The 18160-nt window shown below is 45.0% G+C and carries 12 protein-coding genes; 9 read left to right on the top strand and 3 right to left on the bottom strand.

Annotation, left to right across the window (positions count from 1 at the left end):
- Positions 1-283: 283 nt before the first annotated feature.
- The gene (locus J7529_RS18145; protein WP_318730146.1) at positions 284-1726 is read right to left on the bottom strand and encodes a hypothetical protein; all 1443 of its coding nucleotides are present in this window, start codon (positions 1724-1726) and stop codon (positions 284-286) included.
- 213 nt (positions 1727-1939) lie between these two features.
- Here J7529_RS18145 and J7529_RS18140 point away from each other — a divergent pair, with 213 nt between their 5' ends.
- The 9 genes from J7529_RS18140 (at position 1940) to J7529_RS18100 (ending at position 15718) form a co-directional block, all read left to right on the top strand.
- Complete coding sequence (locus J7529_RS18140) at positions 1940-3145, top strand: tetratricopeptide repeat protein (RefSeq protein WP_318730145.1); 1206 nt, start codon at positions 1940-1942, stop codon at positions 3143-3145.
- Between the two features lie 264 nt (positions 3146-3409).
- Positions 3410-4165, top strand: coding sequence for a peptidylprolyl isomerase (locus J7529_RS18135; protein WP_271936041.1), 756 nt, complete (start codon positions 3410-3412; stop codon positions 4163-4165).
- 40 nt (positions 4166-4205) lie between these two features.
- On the top strand, positions 4206-7289 hold the full coding sequence (locus tag J7529_RS18130; protein WP_318730144.1) for a peptidase domain-containing ABC transporter: 3084 nt from the start codon (positions 4206-4208) through the stop codon (positions 7287-7289).
- Between the two features lie 98 nt (positions 7290-7387).
- The gene (locus tag J7529_RS18125; protein WP_318730143.1) at positions 7388-8884 is read left to right on the top strand and encodes an HlyD family efflux transporter periplasmic adaptor subunit; all 1497 of its coding nucleotides are present in this window, start codon (positions 7388-7390) and stop codon (positions 8882-8884) included.
- A 91-nt stretch (positions 8885-8975) separates the two neighbouring features.
- Positions 8976-9524 (top strand): dTDP-4-dehydrorhamnose 3,5-epimerase, encoded by a 549-nt coding sequence (gene rfbC / locus J7529_RS18120; protein WP_318730142.1) that lies wholly within the window; start codon positions 8976-8978, stop codon positions 9522-9524.
- On the top strand, positions 9521-10408 hold the full coding sequence (rfbD, locus tag J7529_RS18115) for a dTDP-4-dehydrorhamnose reductase (protein ID WP_318730141.1): 888 nt from the start codon (positions 9521-9523) through the stop codon (positions 10406-10408). The genes rfbC and rfbD overlap by 4 nt, the downstream gene beginning before the upstream one ends.
- A gap of 84 nt (positions 10409-10492) precedes the next feature.
- Complete coding sequence (locus J7529_RS18110) at positions 10493-11515, top strand: Npun_R2821/Npun_R2822 family protein (RefSeq protein WP_318730140.1); 1023 nt, start codon at positions 10493-10495, stop codon at positions 11513-11515.
- 30 nt (positions 11516-11545) lie between these two features.
- Positions 11546-12619, top strand: a complete 1074-nt coding sequence (locus J7529_RS18105; protein ID WP_318730139.1) for a glucose-1-phosphate thymidylyltransferase — start codon at positions 11546-11548, stop codon at positions 12617-12619.
- 225 nt (positions 12620-12844) lie between these two features.
- Positions 12845-15718, top strand: coding sequence for an EAL domain-containing protein (locus J7529_RS18100; protein WP_318730138.1), 2874 nt, complete (start codon positions 12845-12847; stop codon positions 15716-15718).
- A gap of 21 nt (positions 15719-15739) precedes the next feature.
- On the opposite strand, the gene J7529_RS18095 is transcribed toward J7529_RS18100, so the two are convergent.
- Together J7529_RS18095 and mrdA are read right to left on the bottom strand one after the other, a co-directional pair.
- Positions 15740-16339 carry a rhomboid family intramembrane serine protease gene (locus tag J7529_RS18095; RefSeq protein WP_271936051.1) on the bottom strand — a complete coding sequence of 200 codons (600 nt, stop codon included), beginning with the start codon at positions 16337-16339 and terminating at the stop codon, positions 15740-15742.
- Positions 16340-16388: 49 nt separating this feature from the next.
- Positions 16389-18146: a penicillin-binding protein 2 gene (mrdA, locus tag J7529_RS18090; RefSeq protein ID WP_318730137.1), complete on the bottom strand. Its 1758-nt coding sequence runs from the start codon at positions 18144-18146 to the stop codon at positions 16389-16391.
- Positions 18147-18160: the final 14 nt, after the last annotated feature.

The raw sequence follows: 18160 nt of genomic DNA, 5'->3' as shown, positions 1-18160 counted from the left end.
AAAAGAGCGAATTCCTCATATGAGTGCATTTCTTGCTATTTGTAATGGATTAGATATTTCTCCTGCTCTGTTTTTTAAGAAGAAATAAAAAGACCCCTAAATGGGGTCTTGGAGGTGAATTCGATTTCTCGATTCTATTCTAGCTTCCAATCCTAGGAAGGTTGTCGTTACCTCCTAGAAGTTCATTGAGCCTGGCGTTTTCCTTCTTTAGGAAGAGGATGGTTTCCTCCCTAGAGGAGATTGTTTCTTCTGCTTGCTGTAGCTTCTGTTTAAGTTCAGCAATTTAAGCTTCTTTGGTGATATTCTGCCTGAGTAGTCGTCTCTTATTGCTTACTGATTGATGACCTTTGTACACACCATCATTCATGGCATTAGAATGACCCAAACTTGCCGAACGCTGGTCAACAGTAAGCCCAGAAATAACACCATGGAAGTTTGCCAGATGGCGTAAGGCATGAGTCTGGGTGAATCCTTTACCACCAACCTGGTCAATGTAATCAATGAGCTTATGTCTCATCCTGTTATTGTAAATGTCTTTGATTGCATCAGGTTCACTGCCTGCATTAGGGATGCATTCAGGTAACCTAACCTCTGGGTCTTTAATTCCCAGTAATTTAATCAAATTAGGATAATCAGGGTGAATCATAGGACGGCATATTCTATTGGCAGTTTTCACTGTGATATAGTGGCGTTTTCCACTGGTATCGGTAATCCAAAAACCATCATCAAGAACAATTTCATGCCATTCATTGTCAGGGTCAGACAATGCCGGAAAATATTCCCCATCTTTGGTTATTGGCTCGTCAAGGTTAAGAATAGCCTTGAATTCAGAGGCTCTGAAGCCATAGAGTAGGTTAATGCAAAATGCCTTAAACCAAGATTTTCGATTATCTAAAGCTTTGAATTGTTTGGTTGACAATTTATATCCATCAAGACCGAGAACTCTAGCTCTAAAATCTAAAAACGCTTCAAGGTCAATGGCTTGTTTTTCCCTCTTTCTAACTATTCTAAGAGTACCAAAATGCTGGGCTACCTTGGCTAATTCAGTCTCCAGCTTAGTGTCTCTAAGCAGTTTCAGGATTGCTGTATAGGCATTCTTGAAGCCTTTAGAGCAAATAGTTTGATTACCAGAGATAGTGAATAAATTTGACCAACCTCTGGTAATTTCAGAGATGATATTCTCTCCAGTTAGGCGTAACTTGGGATTGAGCCTAGCATGGTAAGAGCCATAGGTTGAACTATAATTAGCCAAGGTGTTAGTCCTAGACTTTTCATTGCTCCTATCCCTACCACACTTGTCATAGCCATTGATGTAATTGTTCTTCACAATCTCAATGGCTTGACCGATGGTAATGATGTCATACTCAAGGGCATTGTTACCCTTGATTTTTGACTCGTACCATTCCCAGAATTCGGATTCTGTTTCAGTCTCTTTTAACTTGTCAGAGATTGCCAAAGCTTTCGCTAGAGCGTTAATACAGCCGTCACGAGTAAAGGACTCATTGCAACTATTGTTGGCTGTAGCCGGTTTGGTAGCCGTTTTAAACCGGAGGTAAAGTCGGTTTCCCTGCTTGCTAATGGAGATGCCCTTGGGGGTACTCTTCTGGCAAGCTTTGAGGTAAGCTCTCACCAATTCGTGGTCAACGTACTTCGATGGGTCAATTTGGTTAGAGTGAAAATACTCATTCACCAAAGACCATGCCTGTTTAGTGTAATTGTCAGACATCTGCCTATTTTCTGCCTATTTCCTTTTCAAGATTCTACAAGGCAGATTTGGCAAAGCCTTTAGCTATTGTGATAGCATTAGCTTGGTTGGGAGAAATGAGTTCAAATCCCGCCGCTCCGATTGTATTGAAAAACAAGCTTGGTCTAGAGTTGAAACGGCGAACCCACCAGCAAACATGGGTGCGCTTACACGTCGTTCACACAAATTCCTCATATGGTAGATTGGCGGAAAGTATGGCGGAGTCTGATTGCTCGTTTATCTCGATGGTGGCAACAGATCTCGAAGAAGCTACGGAGGACTTCGGCTACTAGTGCTGATTCCCCTAAAAGACCGCCCCTCAGTTATACTCACTATGAATTCCTGTTTAATCAGCTTCTGGAAGGGGTAAGTACCCAAGGATGGAGCCTCAAAGAAATCAATCAATTTTTTAGCCAATGGCAAGAGCGCACAACTGAAGAAGAATGGTTGGCATGGTTAGAGCGCTTTGGTGAACGGGTTTTAGAGTCTCGTTCGCCTAATCTGGAGTTAGCTCAACGGATGGTCAAGTTAGCAAACGTTTATCCTAGACTTTTGGGACAATGTTCCCGTGAAATTGGTTTGGCTCTTTTGGAGCGCCCCAGAGAAGCAGAACCGGAAGTCATCGAAGAACCGCAGGTAGACGAGTCACCCCCGGTAGTAGAAGAAAAACCGGTGGTGCTAGAGCCTCCAGCAATCAAGAAACTTCCGATTCCTAAACCTCCTGAACCCCAAGAGAAGCCTAAAGAGAATCTTCAACCGCCTCAGAAACGTCCTCAACCCCGTCTAGAGTTACCCTCTTTGAATAGTTTGTCAGGGGTATTGCATTGGTTGCAATTACGACCCCAAATGGTGCAACAGTTGGCACAACAGATGGGTATGGAGACGAATAAACCAGAGGAAGTATTACAGGAATTGAAAATGAGGGCGCTGATGAAGTCAAGTGTGGAGCAGGAGCAACAGGGAAATTTACGGGGGGCGATCGCTTATGTGGATCGGGCACTGAGTTTAAATACTCAATCAGCCATCGCCTGGGCTATGAAAGGAGATCTATTATTTAAGTTACAGAAATTTGAACAGGCGATCGCGGCCTACGATCGCACAATAACGGTTAACCCTAACGATGAGCAAACCTGGTATAACCGAGGAATGGCTCAGTTTCAGTTGCACAACTTTGAGTTAGCCTTGGCAAGTTTTGAACAGGCGCTGAATCTAGAACCGAGTTTTTATGCAGCTTGGAAAAACAAGGCGATTTCCCTGTTGAATTTAGGACGCGATCGCGAAGCTCTTGAAGTGTGCGATCGCGCTTTAGGGATGCAACCCGACGATCCAGTATTACACACCTGCCAGGAAAAGGCACAGGAGAGTTTAGAGCGTCGGGATAAAATGGGGGATGGGGAATAGGGAATCTCGGCGCGTCACCGCGTATCCTCATTCGTCCATCTCCCTATCCCCTGCCCAAATTCGCGCTGAATCGTGATCGGGATGCTATCCTATTTTGGAAGTCTGTATCATTAAAAAAAACTAAAGGGTTTTGCCCTTCACGGGAAGCGCCCAATTCCATTAACCTGTTCATGTCCGCTTGCGGAAACTGTCCCATAGACAGGAGGGGGGATAAGGAAACAGGCCAAATCTAATTTAACTGCGATCGCTTATTGATGAGAACCAATGGTAGAAATTCTACAAGTCGGCAACCGAGTCATTCAAACGAATGAAATTTTAACACTGCTCACCCGTTATCAATTAATGCCCCATGTGGTGCGCGGATTAGTCATTGATCGGGCGATCGCCGATTTCTCTTGCACCCCCGAAGAAATTGAAGCTGCCCTCAAATCCGTCCACAGTCAACTGAAGTTCACCACCCCAGAAGACAAAGCAGCTTGGCTGGAAAATCAAGGCATGAGTGCCGAACAATTCCAAGAAGTGTCCATCCGTCCCCTGCTGATCGAAAAATTTAAACAAGCCAATTGGGGCAATAAAGTTGAATCCTACTTTCTCAGTCGCAAAACTCACCTCGATCAGGTCGTATATTCCCTGATTCGCACCAAAGACCTGGGATTAGCCCAAGAAATCTACTTTCGGATTCAAGAAGAAGAAGAAAGTTTTGCCAATCTAGCCCGCGAATACTCCCAAGGGCCTGAAGCTCATACGGGAGGCGTTTTAGGGCCGGTCTCCGTCTCGACTCCTCACCCCATCCTGGCCAAACTGCTCTCGATTTCCCAGCCAGCTCAACTCTGGCCGCCCCGAAATTTAGGAGAATGGTATGTTATCGTCCGATTGGAAAAATTCATTCCTGCCAAATTTGATGATGCGATGAGACGACAGTTAATTGATGAATTATTTGAACTCTGGATGCGAGAAGAAGTCCAAAAACTAGGGCCCATCCGCTCCCTCTGGTCATCTGACGAACCAGAAAACCGATGAAACCCAATTTTTAATTTCTAATTTTTAATTTCTAATTGATATGACTCAAGCTGTCTCGCCTTCTCAAATCCAAGGATTTTTAGCTAAAGTCCATCCCTTTGATCAGCTTAATCCCAGAACTCTAGAGCAACTGACCTCTGGATGTAAACTGCTGCGCTATGCGATCGGGCAACCGATTCTAATCCGGGAAAAAGTCCCCGCTCAAGTCTCAATCCTCTATCAAGGTCAAGTGCGAATTTTAGGCTATGACCAACGGCGACAAACCACGGTGAGCTTAAAACGTGCCGAACCTGGAGAAGTAATGGGATGGACGAGTTTGTTGCGCCAGAGTGGGTGTGAAACAGCCCTCGCTTCCACGGAAGTTATTTGTATTACTTTAGATGCCCAAGACTTTCTCCGCTTAATCGATCAAGAACCGCAATTTCGAGAAGCTATTGGTCAACAAATCTCCATCAGTGAAGTCTTTGAACTGCTCAGTGCAGAACTAGCAAGACAAGCTGATGGCACGGCCGACTTAAAAGAACTGACGTTTAAGGCGATCGCCAATACCACCGCTGTTAACCTCCCGTCTGGCAACCTGCAAGTCAGGGATTTAATTAATACCCTAAACCCCTCACGCCTATGGCTCGTGAGTAGTGGAACCGTAGGAGACTTTACCTCTGGCTCCAATATTCCCCTCGATACCTTAGCTGAACAGCCCAATCAAAGACTGCCCATTAAAGGGAGATGGGGAGCCAGATTACTCGGCGTTGAACGATTCCAACAAACCCAAGAGACGCAAGAGATCCTCGCGCCCTCCTCACCTCCCCCCCATTCTCCCATCTCCCCATCTCCCCTATCTCCGAAAGCCGTCCCTTCGACTCCGATCAGGGAACGCCTAGAAAAGGAAGACAGTGGACTCGATATCAGTCGCGCCCCAGAAAAGATCCCCGAACTCGAACAAGGCAATGACGATCGCATCTCCTACCCCTTTGTGCGCGGTAAAGGAGAAATTGAGGCCCCCATGGCCTGCTTTAAGATGTTGAGCCAGTTCATGAGAGTCTCTTTCCGTCGGGATGTGATTCGCAAAGTCCTAGAAAATCAACTGCGAAGTGTTGGGCAAATCTCCTTAACGGTTTGTGGGGCGATCGCCGAAATGATGGGACTACAGGCACAAATGGTACAACTGCCCGCCGCATCCATCAACCGTATCAAAGGCCCCGCCATGATTCCCTGGGGCCAAAGCTTCGCCATCCTCTACCGGATCAACGAACGGGAAGTGGTCATGGCAGTGCCCGAAAAAGGCATTACCCGCAGGCGAGTTGCCGACTTTGCCGAAGAATGGGGAGTAGTTCAAGGACAAGTGCTGCTGCTCCAGTCCCCCCCAGACAGACAACGGGAAAAATTTGGCCTCAGTTGGTTTGTTCCTGCCCTGATTAAATATCGGGGTATCCTGCTACAAGTTTTCATCGCCTCATTCTTTGTTCAGCTTTTTGGTCTGGCGAACCCCCTGATCACCCAGGTGATTATCGATAAAGTACTGGTGCAACGCAGTATCGAGACCCTGGATATTTTAGGGCTGTTCCTTCTGGGAGTAGCGATCTTTGAAGCCATTCTCACCCTGCTGAGAACCTATCTCTTTGTCGATACCACCAACCGTATTGACCTGGGACTCGGCTCAGAAGTCATTGCCCACTTGCTCAGGCTACCCCTAGAATACTTTGACCGCCGACGGGTTGGGGAACTGGCTGGCCGGATTAACGAATTAGAAAATATCCGTCAGTTTCTTACCGGAACAGCCCTCACCGTTGTTCTCGATGCCGTCTTCTCCGTCGTCTACATTGCGGTGATGTTCGTCTATAGCTGGCAGCTCTCCCTCGTTGCTCTGGCTACTGTTCCCCTGTTTGCCCTGGTAACCATCGTTGCTTCGCCCATTGTCCGCCGCCAACTGCGCCACAAAGCCGAACGCTACGCTGACGTGCAATCCTATCTGGTGGAAGTGCTATCTGGGATTCAAACGGTAAAAGCCCAGAATATTGAGCTAAAATCCCGCTGGCAATGGCAAGAACGGTACGCCAAATATATTAAATCGGGGTTTCGCTCCGTTCTCACCTTTAGTACTGCTGGTTCCATTAGTGGATTTCTGAATAAACTCTCTGGGCTATTGATTCTCTGGTTTGGGGCGCAAATGGTCCTAACCACTGCCTCGACTGATAACCCCTTTACCCTAGGACAGTTAATCGCGTTTCGGATTATTGCCGGGTATACCACCTCTCCTCTATTGCGCCTGATTCAACTGTGGCAAAGCTTCCAGGAAACTGGACTATCGATTGAACGACTCTCTGATGTTCTTGATGCCAATCCAGAAGCCGATGAAGCGAACCGTTCCAATATTTCCATGCCTCCTATTCATGGCCATGTGAAGTATGAAGATGTGTCCTTCCGGTTTGCCAGCGCGAATACCTGGCAATTGATGAATGTGAATTTAGACTTTCCCCAAGGACAGTTTGTGGGAATTGTCGGCCAAAGTGGTTCCGGTAAATCGACGCTGATGAAGCTGCTGCAACGGTTATATGAACCTGGTTCTGGCCGTATCTTGGTAGACCATTTAGATGTGAGTAAGGTGGAACTGTACTCCCTGCGTCGGCAAATTGGGGTGGTTCTCCAAGATACGCTGTTGTTTAATGGTTCGGTGCAAGAAAATATTGCTTTGGCGAACCCCGATGCTACGGAGCAGGAAATTATCGAAGCAGCGAAAGTGGCGGTAGCTCACGAGTTTATTATGTCCTTGCCCCAAGGATATAACACGGTTGTGGGCGAGCGGGGGGCGAATTTATCGGGGGGACAGAGGCAACGGATCGCGATCGCCCGTACGGTCCTTCAAAGACCTCGCCTGCTGATTCTTGACGAAGCCACCTCTGCCCTAGACTATGATAGTGAGCGGCAAGTGTGCCAAAATCTGGCCCAAACGTTCAAAGGAGAAACGGTCTTCTTTATTACGCACCGCTTAACGACGGTGCGGAATGCAGATGTAATTATTATGATGGATCAAGGTTCCGTTGTTGAACAGGGAACCCATGCTGAACTGATGGCTCTCAAAGGACGGTATTACTGTCTGTTTGAGCAACAGGACTCCCAGTTGTAGACGCGGTGACGCGGTGACACGGTGACACGGAGATGGAGGAGAACCCATTCCCTGTTCCCTATTCCCTATTCCCTATTCCCTAATTACTCATTACTCAAATGAAAACGCAACCGAGATACACAGAAACCTATATCGAACAACCGATATTGCTGGAGCGGCCGGTGATTTGGTCTCAAGTCCTGGTGTGGCTGCTCCTGTTGATTACGTCGTCGGGAATTGCTTGGGCGGCGATCGCCGAAATAGAACAGGCCGTTCCTGCCCAAGGACAACTCGAACCCGAAGGATCGGTCAATGAAGTGAAATCCCCCACCAGTGGCATGGTGCGGGAAATCTTGATCGAAGATGGGGATGTGGTACAAGAAGGAGAACTGTTAATTACCTTTGACCCTACCGCTCCCCAAGCAGATATTGAATCGCTGACCAAGCAAGAAATTACTCTCAAAGAAGAAATAGAGATTTACGATCGCATTCTTTCAGGTGGAAATATCCAAAGTGGTCCTCCTGAGTTAGCCTCTTTGGCCAGTTTGCGCCAAACCCTGTTGGCAGAAAACGAATACTTTAATGCTCAACTCGATGGCTATAACCCAAATCAAGCGGTCAGTAGCGCCTTTAATAGTAACCAAGACCGACTCCTAAGTGCTTCGCGGGCTGAGTATCAATCGAGGGTAGAAGCAGCTCGGTTGGAAATTGCTGAGTTGGACAAACAGATTAACCGCACCCAACGCCAAGTCAGTGCCATCTCCAATCGAATTCAAAAAACCCAAGAAACCCTAGCGATTAATGAGAAAACCCTAGGCCGCATTCGGCCCTTAGTTGAAGAAGGGGCCCTGTCCCAACTCCAATACGATCGCCAAGAACAGGAAGTGCTACGCTATCAGGACGAGTTGCTCGCTAGAGAAGGGGAAATTGAACAACTCGAGCTTGAGGAACAACGGTTGCGGGTGGAAAAAGCCCAATCTCAAGAAGCCGTATCCAACGCGATCGCCATTTCTGCTAAGGATATTTTAACTAGGGTGGCCGATAACCAACGCCGGATTGCCGAGATCGATTCCCAACTGGCGCGCGCTAAAATTGAGACCAAAAAACGGTTAGCTGAAGTCGAAGGAGAACTGATCAAAGCTCAACAGGCTCTGGGTTATCAAGAACTACGAGCGCCCGTCAGTGGAGTGGTATTTGATTTACAAGCGGGTACGGGACATGTTGCTCAAGCCACAGAGCGCCTATTATCGATTGTGCCTAATGATGCCTTGATTGCTGAAGTTTATATCCCAAACAAGGATATTGGCTTTGTGGATGAAGGGATGCAAGTGGAGTTAGATGTCTCCTCTTTCCCCTCTTCTGAGTTTGGCACCATTAAAGGAACTCTGACTTGGATTGGCTCAGATGCCCTAGAGCCGACTCAAGTGCGCCCATTCTATGCATTCCCGGCAACCATTCAATTGGATAAACAGTATTTCACGGTTAATGATAAGCAACTCGATTTGCAAGCCGGGATGGATATTAGTGCCAATATTAAAGTCCGCAAACGGACTATTTTAAGTCTGTTAACCGATAAGTTTGACACCAAAATCCGCAGCTTAGAAACTGTTCGTTAAATCCCCAAGATGAGGAGGTAAACAGGAATAAAATAACTGATTACCTCTTGCTTCCCTATTGCCGATTTCCTATTGCCTCTCTAATCATCTTATGCAGTGTATTCCAACAAAAATTCCCGATGTTCTGATCCTAGAACCCAAAGTTTTTGGAGACGATCGCGGATTCTTTTTTGAAAGCTATAATCACAAACGCTTTGCTGAAATTACCGGTCAATCTGTGGAGTTTGTCCAAGATAACCATTCTCGCTCCGTGAAGGGAGTGTTAAGGGGCCTGCATTACCAAATTCAACAAGCCCAAGGTAAACTCGTCCGTGCTGCGGTCGGCGAAATTTTAGATGTGGCCGTGGATATCCGCAAAAGCAGCCCCTATTTTGGCCAGTGGGTTAGTTGTTTGTTAAGTGCCCAAAATCATCGCCAGTTATGGATTCCGCCTGGATTTGCCCATGGGTTTGTGGTGCTGTCGGAGATAGCAGAGGTGCTGTATAAAGCCAGTGATTACTATGCTCCCCAGCATGAGCGCTCCATCCTGTGGAACGATCCCGATATTGGCATTGATTGGCAAATTGAAGGGCTAGAACCGACTTTATCAGCTAAAGACCAGGCTGGTAAGCTATTGTCAGACGCTGAGGTATATTCATGACCAAAATTTTGGTAACCGGGGCCCAAGGGCAATTGGGCCAAGAGTTGGTCACGCTGTTAAAACCCTTGGGAGAGGTCAAAGGAATCGATCGCAATGAACTCGATTTAACGGAGTTTGACCAGGTGGAATCCTTTTGGCAAGATTTGCAGCCGGATATTGTGGTGCATGGAGCCGCCTATACCGCAGTGGATAAAGCCGAAGAGGATGCCGATTTGGCCATGCAAGTGAATGGAGAAGTTCCAGGACAATTAGCCCGTTTAGCAGCCGCTTCTGGGACTCAGTTAATCCATATTTCCACGGATTATGTGTTTGATGGAGGTAAAAATCAACCCTATTGGGAAACCGATCGGACTAACCCTCTGAGTTCCTATGGGCGATCCAAGTTGCGGGGCGAACAGGTGGTGCAAGAGAGTGGCGCAACTTTTGCCATCCTCAGAACTGCGTGGGTGTATGGAAACGGGATGACGGGTAACTTTGTCAAAACCATGTTGCGCCTGGGTAAAGAGCGGGAAGAACTGCGCGTGGTGTACGATCAAGTGGGTTCGCCAACCTGGACAGTGGATTTAGCCGGAGCGATCGCCCAATTGATTCCCAAGCTGAACTCGGAAACAGCAGGTATTTATCATTACACAAATGCGGGTGTGACCAGTTGGTATGATTTTGCGATCGCTATTTTTGAAGAAGCCCAACTGTTGGGAATTCCCCTAAACATTAAACAAGTGCTTCCCATTACCACCGATCAATATCCGACTCCCGCAAAACGTCCCGCTTACTCGGTGCTTTCTGGCCAAAAACTAGCCGATCTTCTGGGAACACCTGCCCCCCATTGGCGGCAAAGTTTACGCAAAATGCTAGCTGAATATGCTGACAAGTTAGTCAATTAGGGGTGATTTCATGAGTAATATTAAAACGAAAGTTTATTTTATTTGACTCCAAAATTTTCTGTCGGTGATAAGCGAGGTACAACTGTGGAATCATTTGGAATTTATACACTTGCTAATGATAGGGTATACGATCAACTCATTGCCCTTCTAAATAGTATTAGAGTTAATGTTGATTCCAGTATACCAATATGTGTTATTCCTTTTGATCAACACATTGAGAAAGTCCAAAAAGAGGTTGATATACGCCCAAATATAACTTTGTTTAGAAATTCAGAATCAATCAATCGATGGGAAAACTTTGCTCGTGAATTTGTTGAATCTCACCCAGAATCACAAAAATCTAGAGAATCACATCCTCGATGGTATCGCGGAAAATTACATCGAAAATTTGCTGCCTTTGATGGAATTTTCAAAAAATTTGTTTTCTTTGACTGTGATAGTTTGGCAATGAAACCCGTTACAGCAGTTTTTGAAAAGTTGGAAATGTTTGATTTTGTTTTTGATGATTGGGAAAATGCTAAATCACAATCACAAACAGCATTAAATATTCAGCTAATTGAATCGACCGGCCTCTTTACAGAATCACAAATACGTCCCGGACTTCATTGTTCTAGCTTTTGGGGATCAAAGCATGGTATTTTTGGAGTTGAGGAGCTTGCTACTTTACAAGATAAAATTACGAATCAAGGTGAAGCAGCTTGGGTTAACAATCAAGGGTGGTGGGATGATGCATTTTTGTTTAACTATATGACACTTAGATCTGAGCGTCCGCTATTTAACTTTACTCTTAGTTCAGATGGTAAAGACCGAACAGGGAACTGTGCCAACTCAGATCCATTTGTTAACGTCAATCAAGTTCTGTATAACCAAGAGGGTTTGAAACCTATTCATCGAATTCATTACATGGGTTATTCATCAACTGAATTTACAAGATTAGTTCAGGGTGAAGATGTTGATATCAGATATAGAGATATTTTCTTACACTATCGATTTCTTGAAAATCCTGAGCAATGTCCCTTGATTTTGAAGAAGCCAAGCTTCTGGAAGCAAACCAGTAGACGATTCAATAGAATAATTAAGAAAATTTCTAGTTATTATGGGCTGTAAGACTGAATTTTTTTCTTCTCTAAATTAATCATGAAAGCACTTATTTTATCTGGTGGTAAAGGCACTCGCTTACGTCCCATTACTTATACGGGCGCAAAGCAATTGGTTCCGGTGGCCAATAAACCGATTTTATGGTATGGGATTGAAGGGATTGTGGCCGCAGGCATCACCGATATTGGCATTATTATTAGTCCCGAAACTGGAGAAGAGGTGAAAGCAACCACTGGGAATGGGGAACAGTTTGGCGCAAAAATCACCTATATTTTGCAGGAGAAACCCGCCGGTCTGGCCCATGCCGTAAAGGTGGCGCAGTCCTTTCTAGGAAACGACCCATTCGTTATGTATTTGGGCGATAACATTATTGAAAGTGATTTAACCCAATTTTTGACCCAATTTAAAGAAAACAGCTTAGATGGGCTAATTTTACTGCGTACCGTCTCTAATCCCAGTGCCTTTGGGGTCGCCCAAGTAGACGATCGCGGAAGAGTCTTAAAGCTAGTGGAAAAACCGAAAGACCCACCCTCAAATCTAGCGCTGGTGGGGATTTACTTCTTTTCTGAGGCGATTCATGAGGCGATCGCCAGTATCCAACCGTCGCCACGGGGTGAACTCGAAATTACGGATGCCATTCAAGTCTTAATCGATCGCAAAACACAGGTAGAAGCGCGTCAGATCGAAGGATGGTGGTTAGATACCGGGAAAAAAGACGATCTTTTGGAAGCCAATCGCATTATTCTCGATACCCGCTTAGAATCAGAGGTTAAAGGAATGATCGATCCTCAAAGTCAAGTGATTGGTCGTGTGAAAATTGGCAAAGGGACAACAGTAATTAATAGCACTATTCGTGGTCCTGTTGCTATTGGGGAGAATTGTCATATCGAAAATACATTCATTGGCCCCTATAGTAGTATTGCTAATAGCACAACCTTAACAGAAGTCGATATTGAACACAGCGTGATTTTAGGAGAAGCAACCTTAGAAAATATCCCACAACGCATTGTGGATAGTGTGGTAGGTAGACGCGCTCGCTTAAATGTTGCCCCTCGTCGTCCAACAGCTCTACGGTTTATGATTGGAGACGATTGTCAGATTGAATTAGTGTAAGAGATCGATAGGATTGGGCGATCTTTTTTCTGAGAAAAGGGATTTCTGGCTCCTGCTATAGTCTATATGGGTTGACTGTAACAAAGTGAAACATAAGCAACTCGTTATTACTGGACTAGATTTACAATAGTTCAAGAAGTGGTCATTTGGAGGTTAAAGACTCTAGATTCCTCCATGAACTAATGGAGTAGATGCTAGAGAAGATTAGCCTCTCTTCAATAACCTATGAATAATGCAAACTGGTATAGCTCTTCTGAGAATCCTTTTCAACCCCTATCTGATTTGATTGCCAGTCATGAAGCGTGGTTGATACATCAAATATTACACTATGCCAAGCAACAAGGTTATGCTGCCTATACCTCAACCTTAGCTGAAGCTTGGCGAGTCTCGATTTGTGGCCTATCCACACCTCTGATTCAGGCGATCGCCGAAAATTTTGGGATTCAAGAATTAAGTCCCCATCTCCCGAAAATGCCAGATATCAGTAGTGGGTTTGGCATAGTCGAAGCGCAACGTCATCGCAGTCGGGGAATTACCATAGAATTATTTCTGGGATTATTTAAATATTATCGACAATCCTATCTCGACTTAATTGAAATCGGAGAGTTTCAACCTGACCAATGTCAGAAATATCGGTTATTTATCCATCGTTTTTTTGACCAGATTGAACTGGGGGTTTGTGGAGAATGGATAAGTCAGAATACCAATAAAGCTATTGTAGAGTTACAAGAAGAAAATCGTAATCTGGCAAATATTAAAAATAAATATTTAACCTTATTTGAAAGTCTCAGCGATCCCGTATTTCTACTCGATCGGAAGAACAAAATCGTTAACTTAAATTCAGCGGCTGCTCGTACCTTTACTGACTTAACTGTTCCTGGCTCTCTTTATTATAGTCTAGACCCGATTCAACTAGAACTCCCTTGGCTCAATGAACAGGTGCTAAATTTTATGGACACCGATCAGTTGGAGCAGCGTTATGAAACTGAATTATTGACTCAGAAAGGCAAACGATGGTTTGAGGTTAAACTTAATCGCATGTTGGATGTCAGTGGTAAATTCAGCGGGATAATCGCAGTTTACACAGATATTAGCGATCGCTATCAAGCGGATCGACAACTCCGTCAAAGTGAACAACGAATCAAAAATATTATTACCACCCATATTCATGGATTAGTTATCTTAAACCAAAACGGTAAAATCGTTTTCGCAAATCCGGTAGCTGAAGATTTACTCAACCAGAAGAAAGAAGATTTATTAGGCACTTACCTGGTTGTAGATACATCGGGAAAAACCACAGAAATTGTGCTAGAAAAATCGGGACAAGTTCCTGTAATTCTACAAGTGAAAGCAGTAGAGATACCTTGGGAAGAGGAAATGGCACACCTGGTTTCATTGATTGATATTACCAGGCTCAAACAAGCTCAAGAGAAATTACAAATTCTCTATCAAGCTTCCGAACAAAGTCCTGCTTCTATCGTCATTACAGATGCTCAAGGAAACATTGAATATGTCAATCCGAAATTTGAAAAAATTACCGGCTATACTGCCGCAGAAGTGCAAGGTAAAAATCCAAGAGTTTTGAAATCTGGTCATACTAGCGATCAAGAGTATAAAATTATGTGGGAGACGATCGCATCAGGACAAGAATGGTATGGAGAATTTAAGAATAGACGCAAGAATGGTCATGTGTTTTGGGAACATGCTTCAATTTCTCCTATTAAAAATCTTGAAGGGAAAATCACCCATTTTGTTGCAGTCAAAGAAGATATTACCCAACGCAAGCAAAATGAAGCCCTGTTAGAATATCATGCTAATTATGATACCTTAACAGCTTTACCCAATCGCATCTTAGTTCGCGATCGCCTACAACAGGCCATTACTCAAGCAGAGCAGAAAGAAAATAAGGTTGCTATATTACTTTTGGATCTCGATCATTTTAAGCAAATCAATGAAAGCTTAGGTCATGAACTCGGCGATCGTTTACTTCAAGAAGTAGCACAAAGATTACTGCTGTGTATCCAGAAAAGTCATACCTTAGCTCGATTAGGTGGTGATGAATTCTTAATTCTTCTCCCTAATCTTGCATCTCTGTATGATCCCGAAAATATCGCCCATAACATCTTACATGCCTTTAAGACTCCCTTTGATGTTCAAGGAGAAGAAATTTTTATTTCCGTTAGCATTGGCATTACCCTATATCCCGATGATGGACTCAATGGTACGATGCTGATGAAACATGCTGATTCTGCTATGTATGAAGCCAAAAATGAAGGACGAAATACTTTTCGTTTTTTTACGCCTCAAATTAATCAGCAAGTACAAACACGCACCCTGGTACAAAAACATCTGCACCATGCGATTTCCCAGAATGAATTATATATGGTCTATCAACCTTTTATTGAACTCACATCTGGATTAGTCGTGGGAGCAGAAGCCTTGATGCGATGGTCAAACCCAGAACTCGGTCAAGTGAGTCCAGATCAATTTATTCCCATTGCCGAAGAAACTGGATTAATTGTAGACTTAGGTGATTGGGCTTTGGATCAAGCCTGTGCAGAAGTAGTAAAATGGCAAGGATTACGCCCTTCTCACCTTTGGGTGGCCGTTAATTTATCCCCACGTCAATTCCGGGAATCTAATTTTATCAAGCAGATTTTAGCCACTATCGAGCGTCATCAAATTAGTACGGATTGCTTAGAATTAGAAATTACAGAACGGCTGCTGATGGAAGATATTCCCCATGCCAAAGAATTAATCAACCAATTACACGATCATCAGATTCGATTAGCGATTGACGATTTTGGAACAGGATATTCTTCTTTGAGTAGTCTCAAGCGCTATCCGTTCCAAGTTTTAAAAATTGACCGCTCTTTTATTCGGGAAATTCCTGAAGACCCTGAAGCCGTATCTCTAGTGACAACCATTCTGGCAATGGCCCATGGACTGGGCTTGAAATCGATCGCCGAAGGGATCGAAACGGCCGAACAGCAGGCGTTTTTACAACGCTTAGGTTGTGACTACGGTCAAGGCTATTACTTCAGCAAACCGTTGAGAGCAGACGGATTTCGGGACTACCTTAGAGAAGATAGGGAATAGGGGGGATGCTCAGATCGACCATTACCTATTACCATGCGAAGTGCTGTGTTTACGCTTGGCTAAAAAGCGAGCAGCTAGCACACCTCCAATGAGTCCAAACAAGTGACCTTCCCAGGAAATCCCAGGTTGTCCGGGAAGCACGCCCCAAATGAGACCGCCATAGAAAAAACCTACGACTAGGGAAAGAAAGATTGAGGAAAAATTGCGTTCAAACAAGCCGCGAAAGAGTAAAAACCCCAAATAGCCAAAAATTAAACTACTTGCGCCAATATGAAACGCTGGGGACCCAAATAGCCAAACTCCACTACCAGCCACTAACATGGTAATGGCTGTTACCCAAAAGAAATCGCTGGTTTCTTGCAACATCACCAACCATCCCAACATTAAAAAGGGAGCTGTATTGGCGATTAAATGGGGAAGATTACCATGCAAGAACGGAGACCAGAGAATACCTCGCAAACCGATAATATTGCGCGGCAAAATGCCGTATTGATCTAGCCCTCCGCTATAAAAGAGCAGATCTACAATCTCGACTACCCAGAAAAGGGTGACAAACCCACCCAAAATAAATATCTGGGTTTTGAATTCATTAACGATCGCCTTTCCTTCCTGACTACTCATCTTTCGTGACTCAAAGGATATCTTCTCTAGGTTAACAATTTCTCCTGCTCTACTGGCGGAAATAAGCCTGAAAAATCGCTTGAGCCACCGGTAGAGCGGTTTTACCACCATAACCGCCATTTTCCACTACTACGGCGATCGCCACTTGGGGATCGCTGACGGGGCCATATCCGACATACACCGCATGGGACTGTTGTCCCAACACCTCCGAAGTCCCTGTTTTTCCAGCCGTCAAAGGAATCGAACCATCATTCATCCCTCGTCCCGTCCCCTTTTGCACCACAGCCACTAAACCCTCGCGAATGGCCGCTATGGTGTCTGGAGATAATCCCGTCGGTTCTGGTTGCATGGTCTGGGTATTGGTTTGCGAAGCCAATAGATGGGGTTTGACCCGCATTCCACCATTAGCAATACTACCGATCATTACGGCTAACTCTAAGGGAGACGCTAAAACCAAACCCTGACCAATGGACATACTCACCGTGTCTCCGGGATACCAAGGCTCACCATAGAGGTCTTGCTTTTGTTCGGGAGTCGGCACAGAACCATTCCGTCCTCCCTCTAACCCCAAGAGACTTAAGTCGGTAGTTTTGCCAATGCCCATCTTTTCGGCCCATTCGGCGATCGCCTTGACCCCGGCTTCCATACCCACCTTATAGAAAAAGGTATTACTACTGTAAGCCAGGGCATCCCGAAACCCAATCACCCCATACCCACCGCTATGTTCATGGAATTGAATTCCGCCTACTGTAATATAAGCAGAAGTCATTAACATCGAATAGGGACTAAACTTCCCCGACTCCATCCCTGCGGCTGCGGTCACAATCTTAAATGTACTTCCTGGAGGATAACCCTGTAGAGCGCGATTCAAAAAGGGTTGATCTTCTCCTTGTAACTCTTCCCAATCCTCAGGAGTCACCCGACGGGTAAAAATTTGTGGGTCAAACGTCGGGCCACTAGCCATGGCCAATACTCCACCTGTTTTAACATCCAATGCTACTACTCCACCCCGACGGTTTCTTAAAGCCTGTTCAGCGGCCTTTTGCAAGTCTAGATCTAAGGTTAACTGCACTGAATCCCCAGACCGAGATTCATATAAGCCCAATTCTCGTAACTCTTCCCCCTTAGCATTCACCTCTACCAACCGGCCACCCCATTGACCTTTGAGTTGCTCATTGGCTAGCCGTTCTACCCCCATTTGGCCCACAATCATCCCCATCGGATAATCTGGGTTAGCGTCGAGTTCTTCATGGGTGGCTTCTCCTACATAACCGATCGCATGGCTGGCTAAGGTTCCATGGGGATAGAGACGATTCGATTCTGAGCGAATTTCTACCCCAACCAGATTAAATTCGGAGAGAGCCGTAAATTCTTCTAAGCTCAAATTGCGGTAAATGCGAATCGGTAGGCGAGATTGATAATGATCGGCTGCGAGTTGATCGATAATTTCTTTTGGGGAGATATTAAGAACGGTTGCTAACTGTTGCGCTTGAATTTCCCATTCTTCTGGCGATCGCTCTTTGGGCCAAAGATAAACCGACCGAGAGAGACGATTAGAGACTAGAATTTTTCCCTGGCGATCGAAAATATTACCCCGGTCTGAGGGGACGGGCATTTGGCGAATGCGATTACTATCTGCTCGTTCTCGATTTTCTTTCCCCCGAATAATTTGCAGTTCGGCTAATTTCCAAGTATACGCTGTGAACATACTAGTAAAAATCAGAATGATTACTAGGGTTTGAGGGAGCCGTTTACGAGAAATTTTGGCCGGTGTGCTTTCAGCAAACCAGGAAGAAATAGAAGTCATAGAAATTCTGTTTT

The organism is Roseofilum sp. Guam (assembly GCF_017746735.1).
Lineage (GTDB): Bacteria > Cyanobacteriota > Cyanobacteriia > Cyanobacteriales > Desertifilaceae > Roseofilum > Roseofilum reptotaenium.
This window is presented reverse-complemented; position numbering and strand designations above follow the sequence as displayed.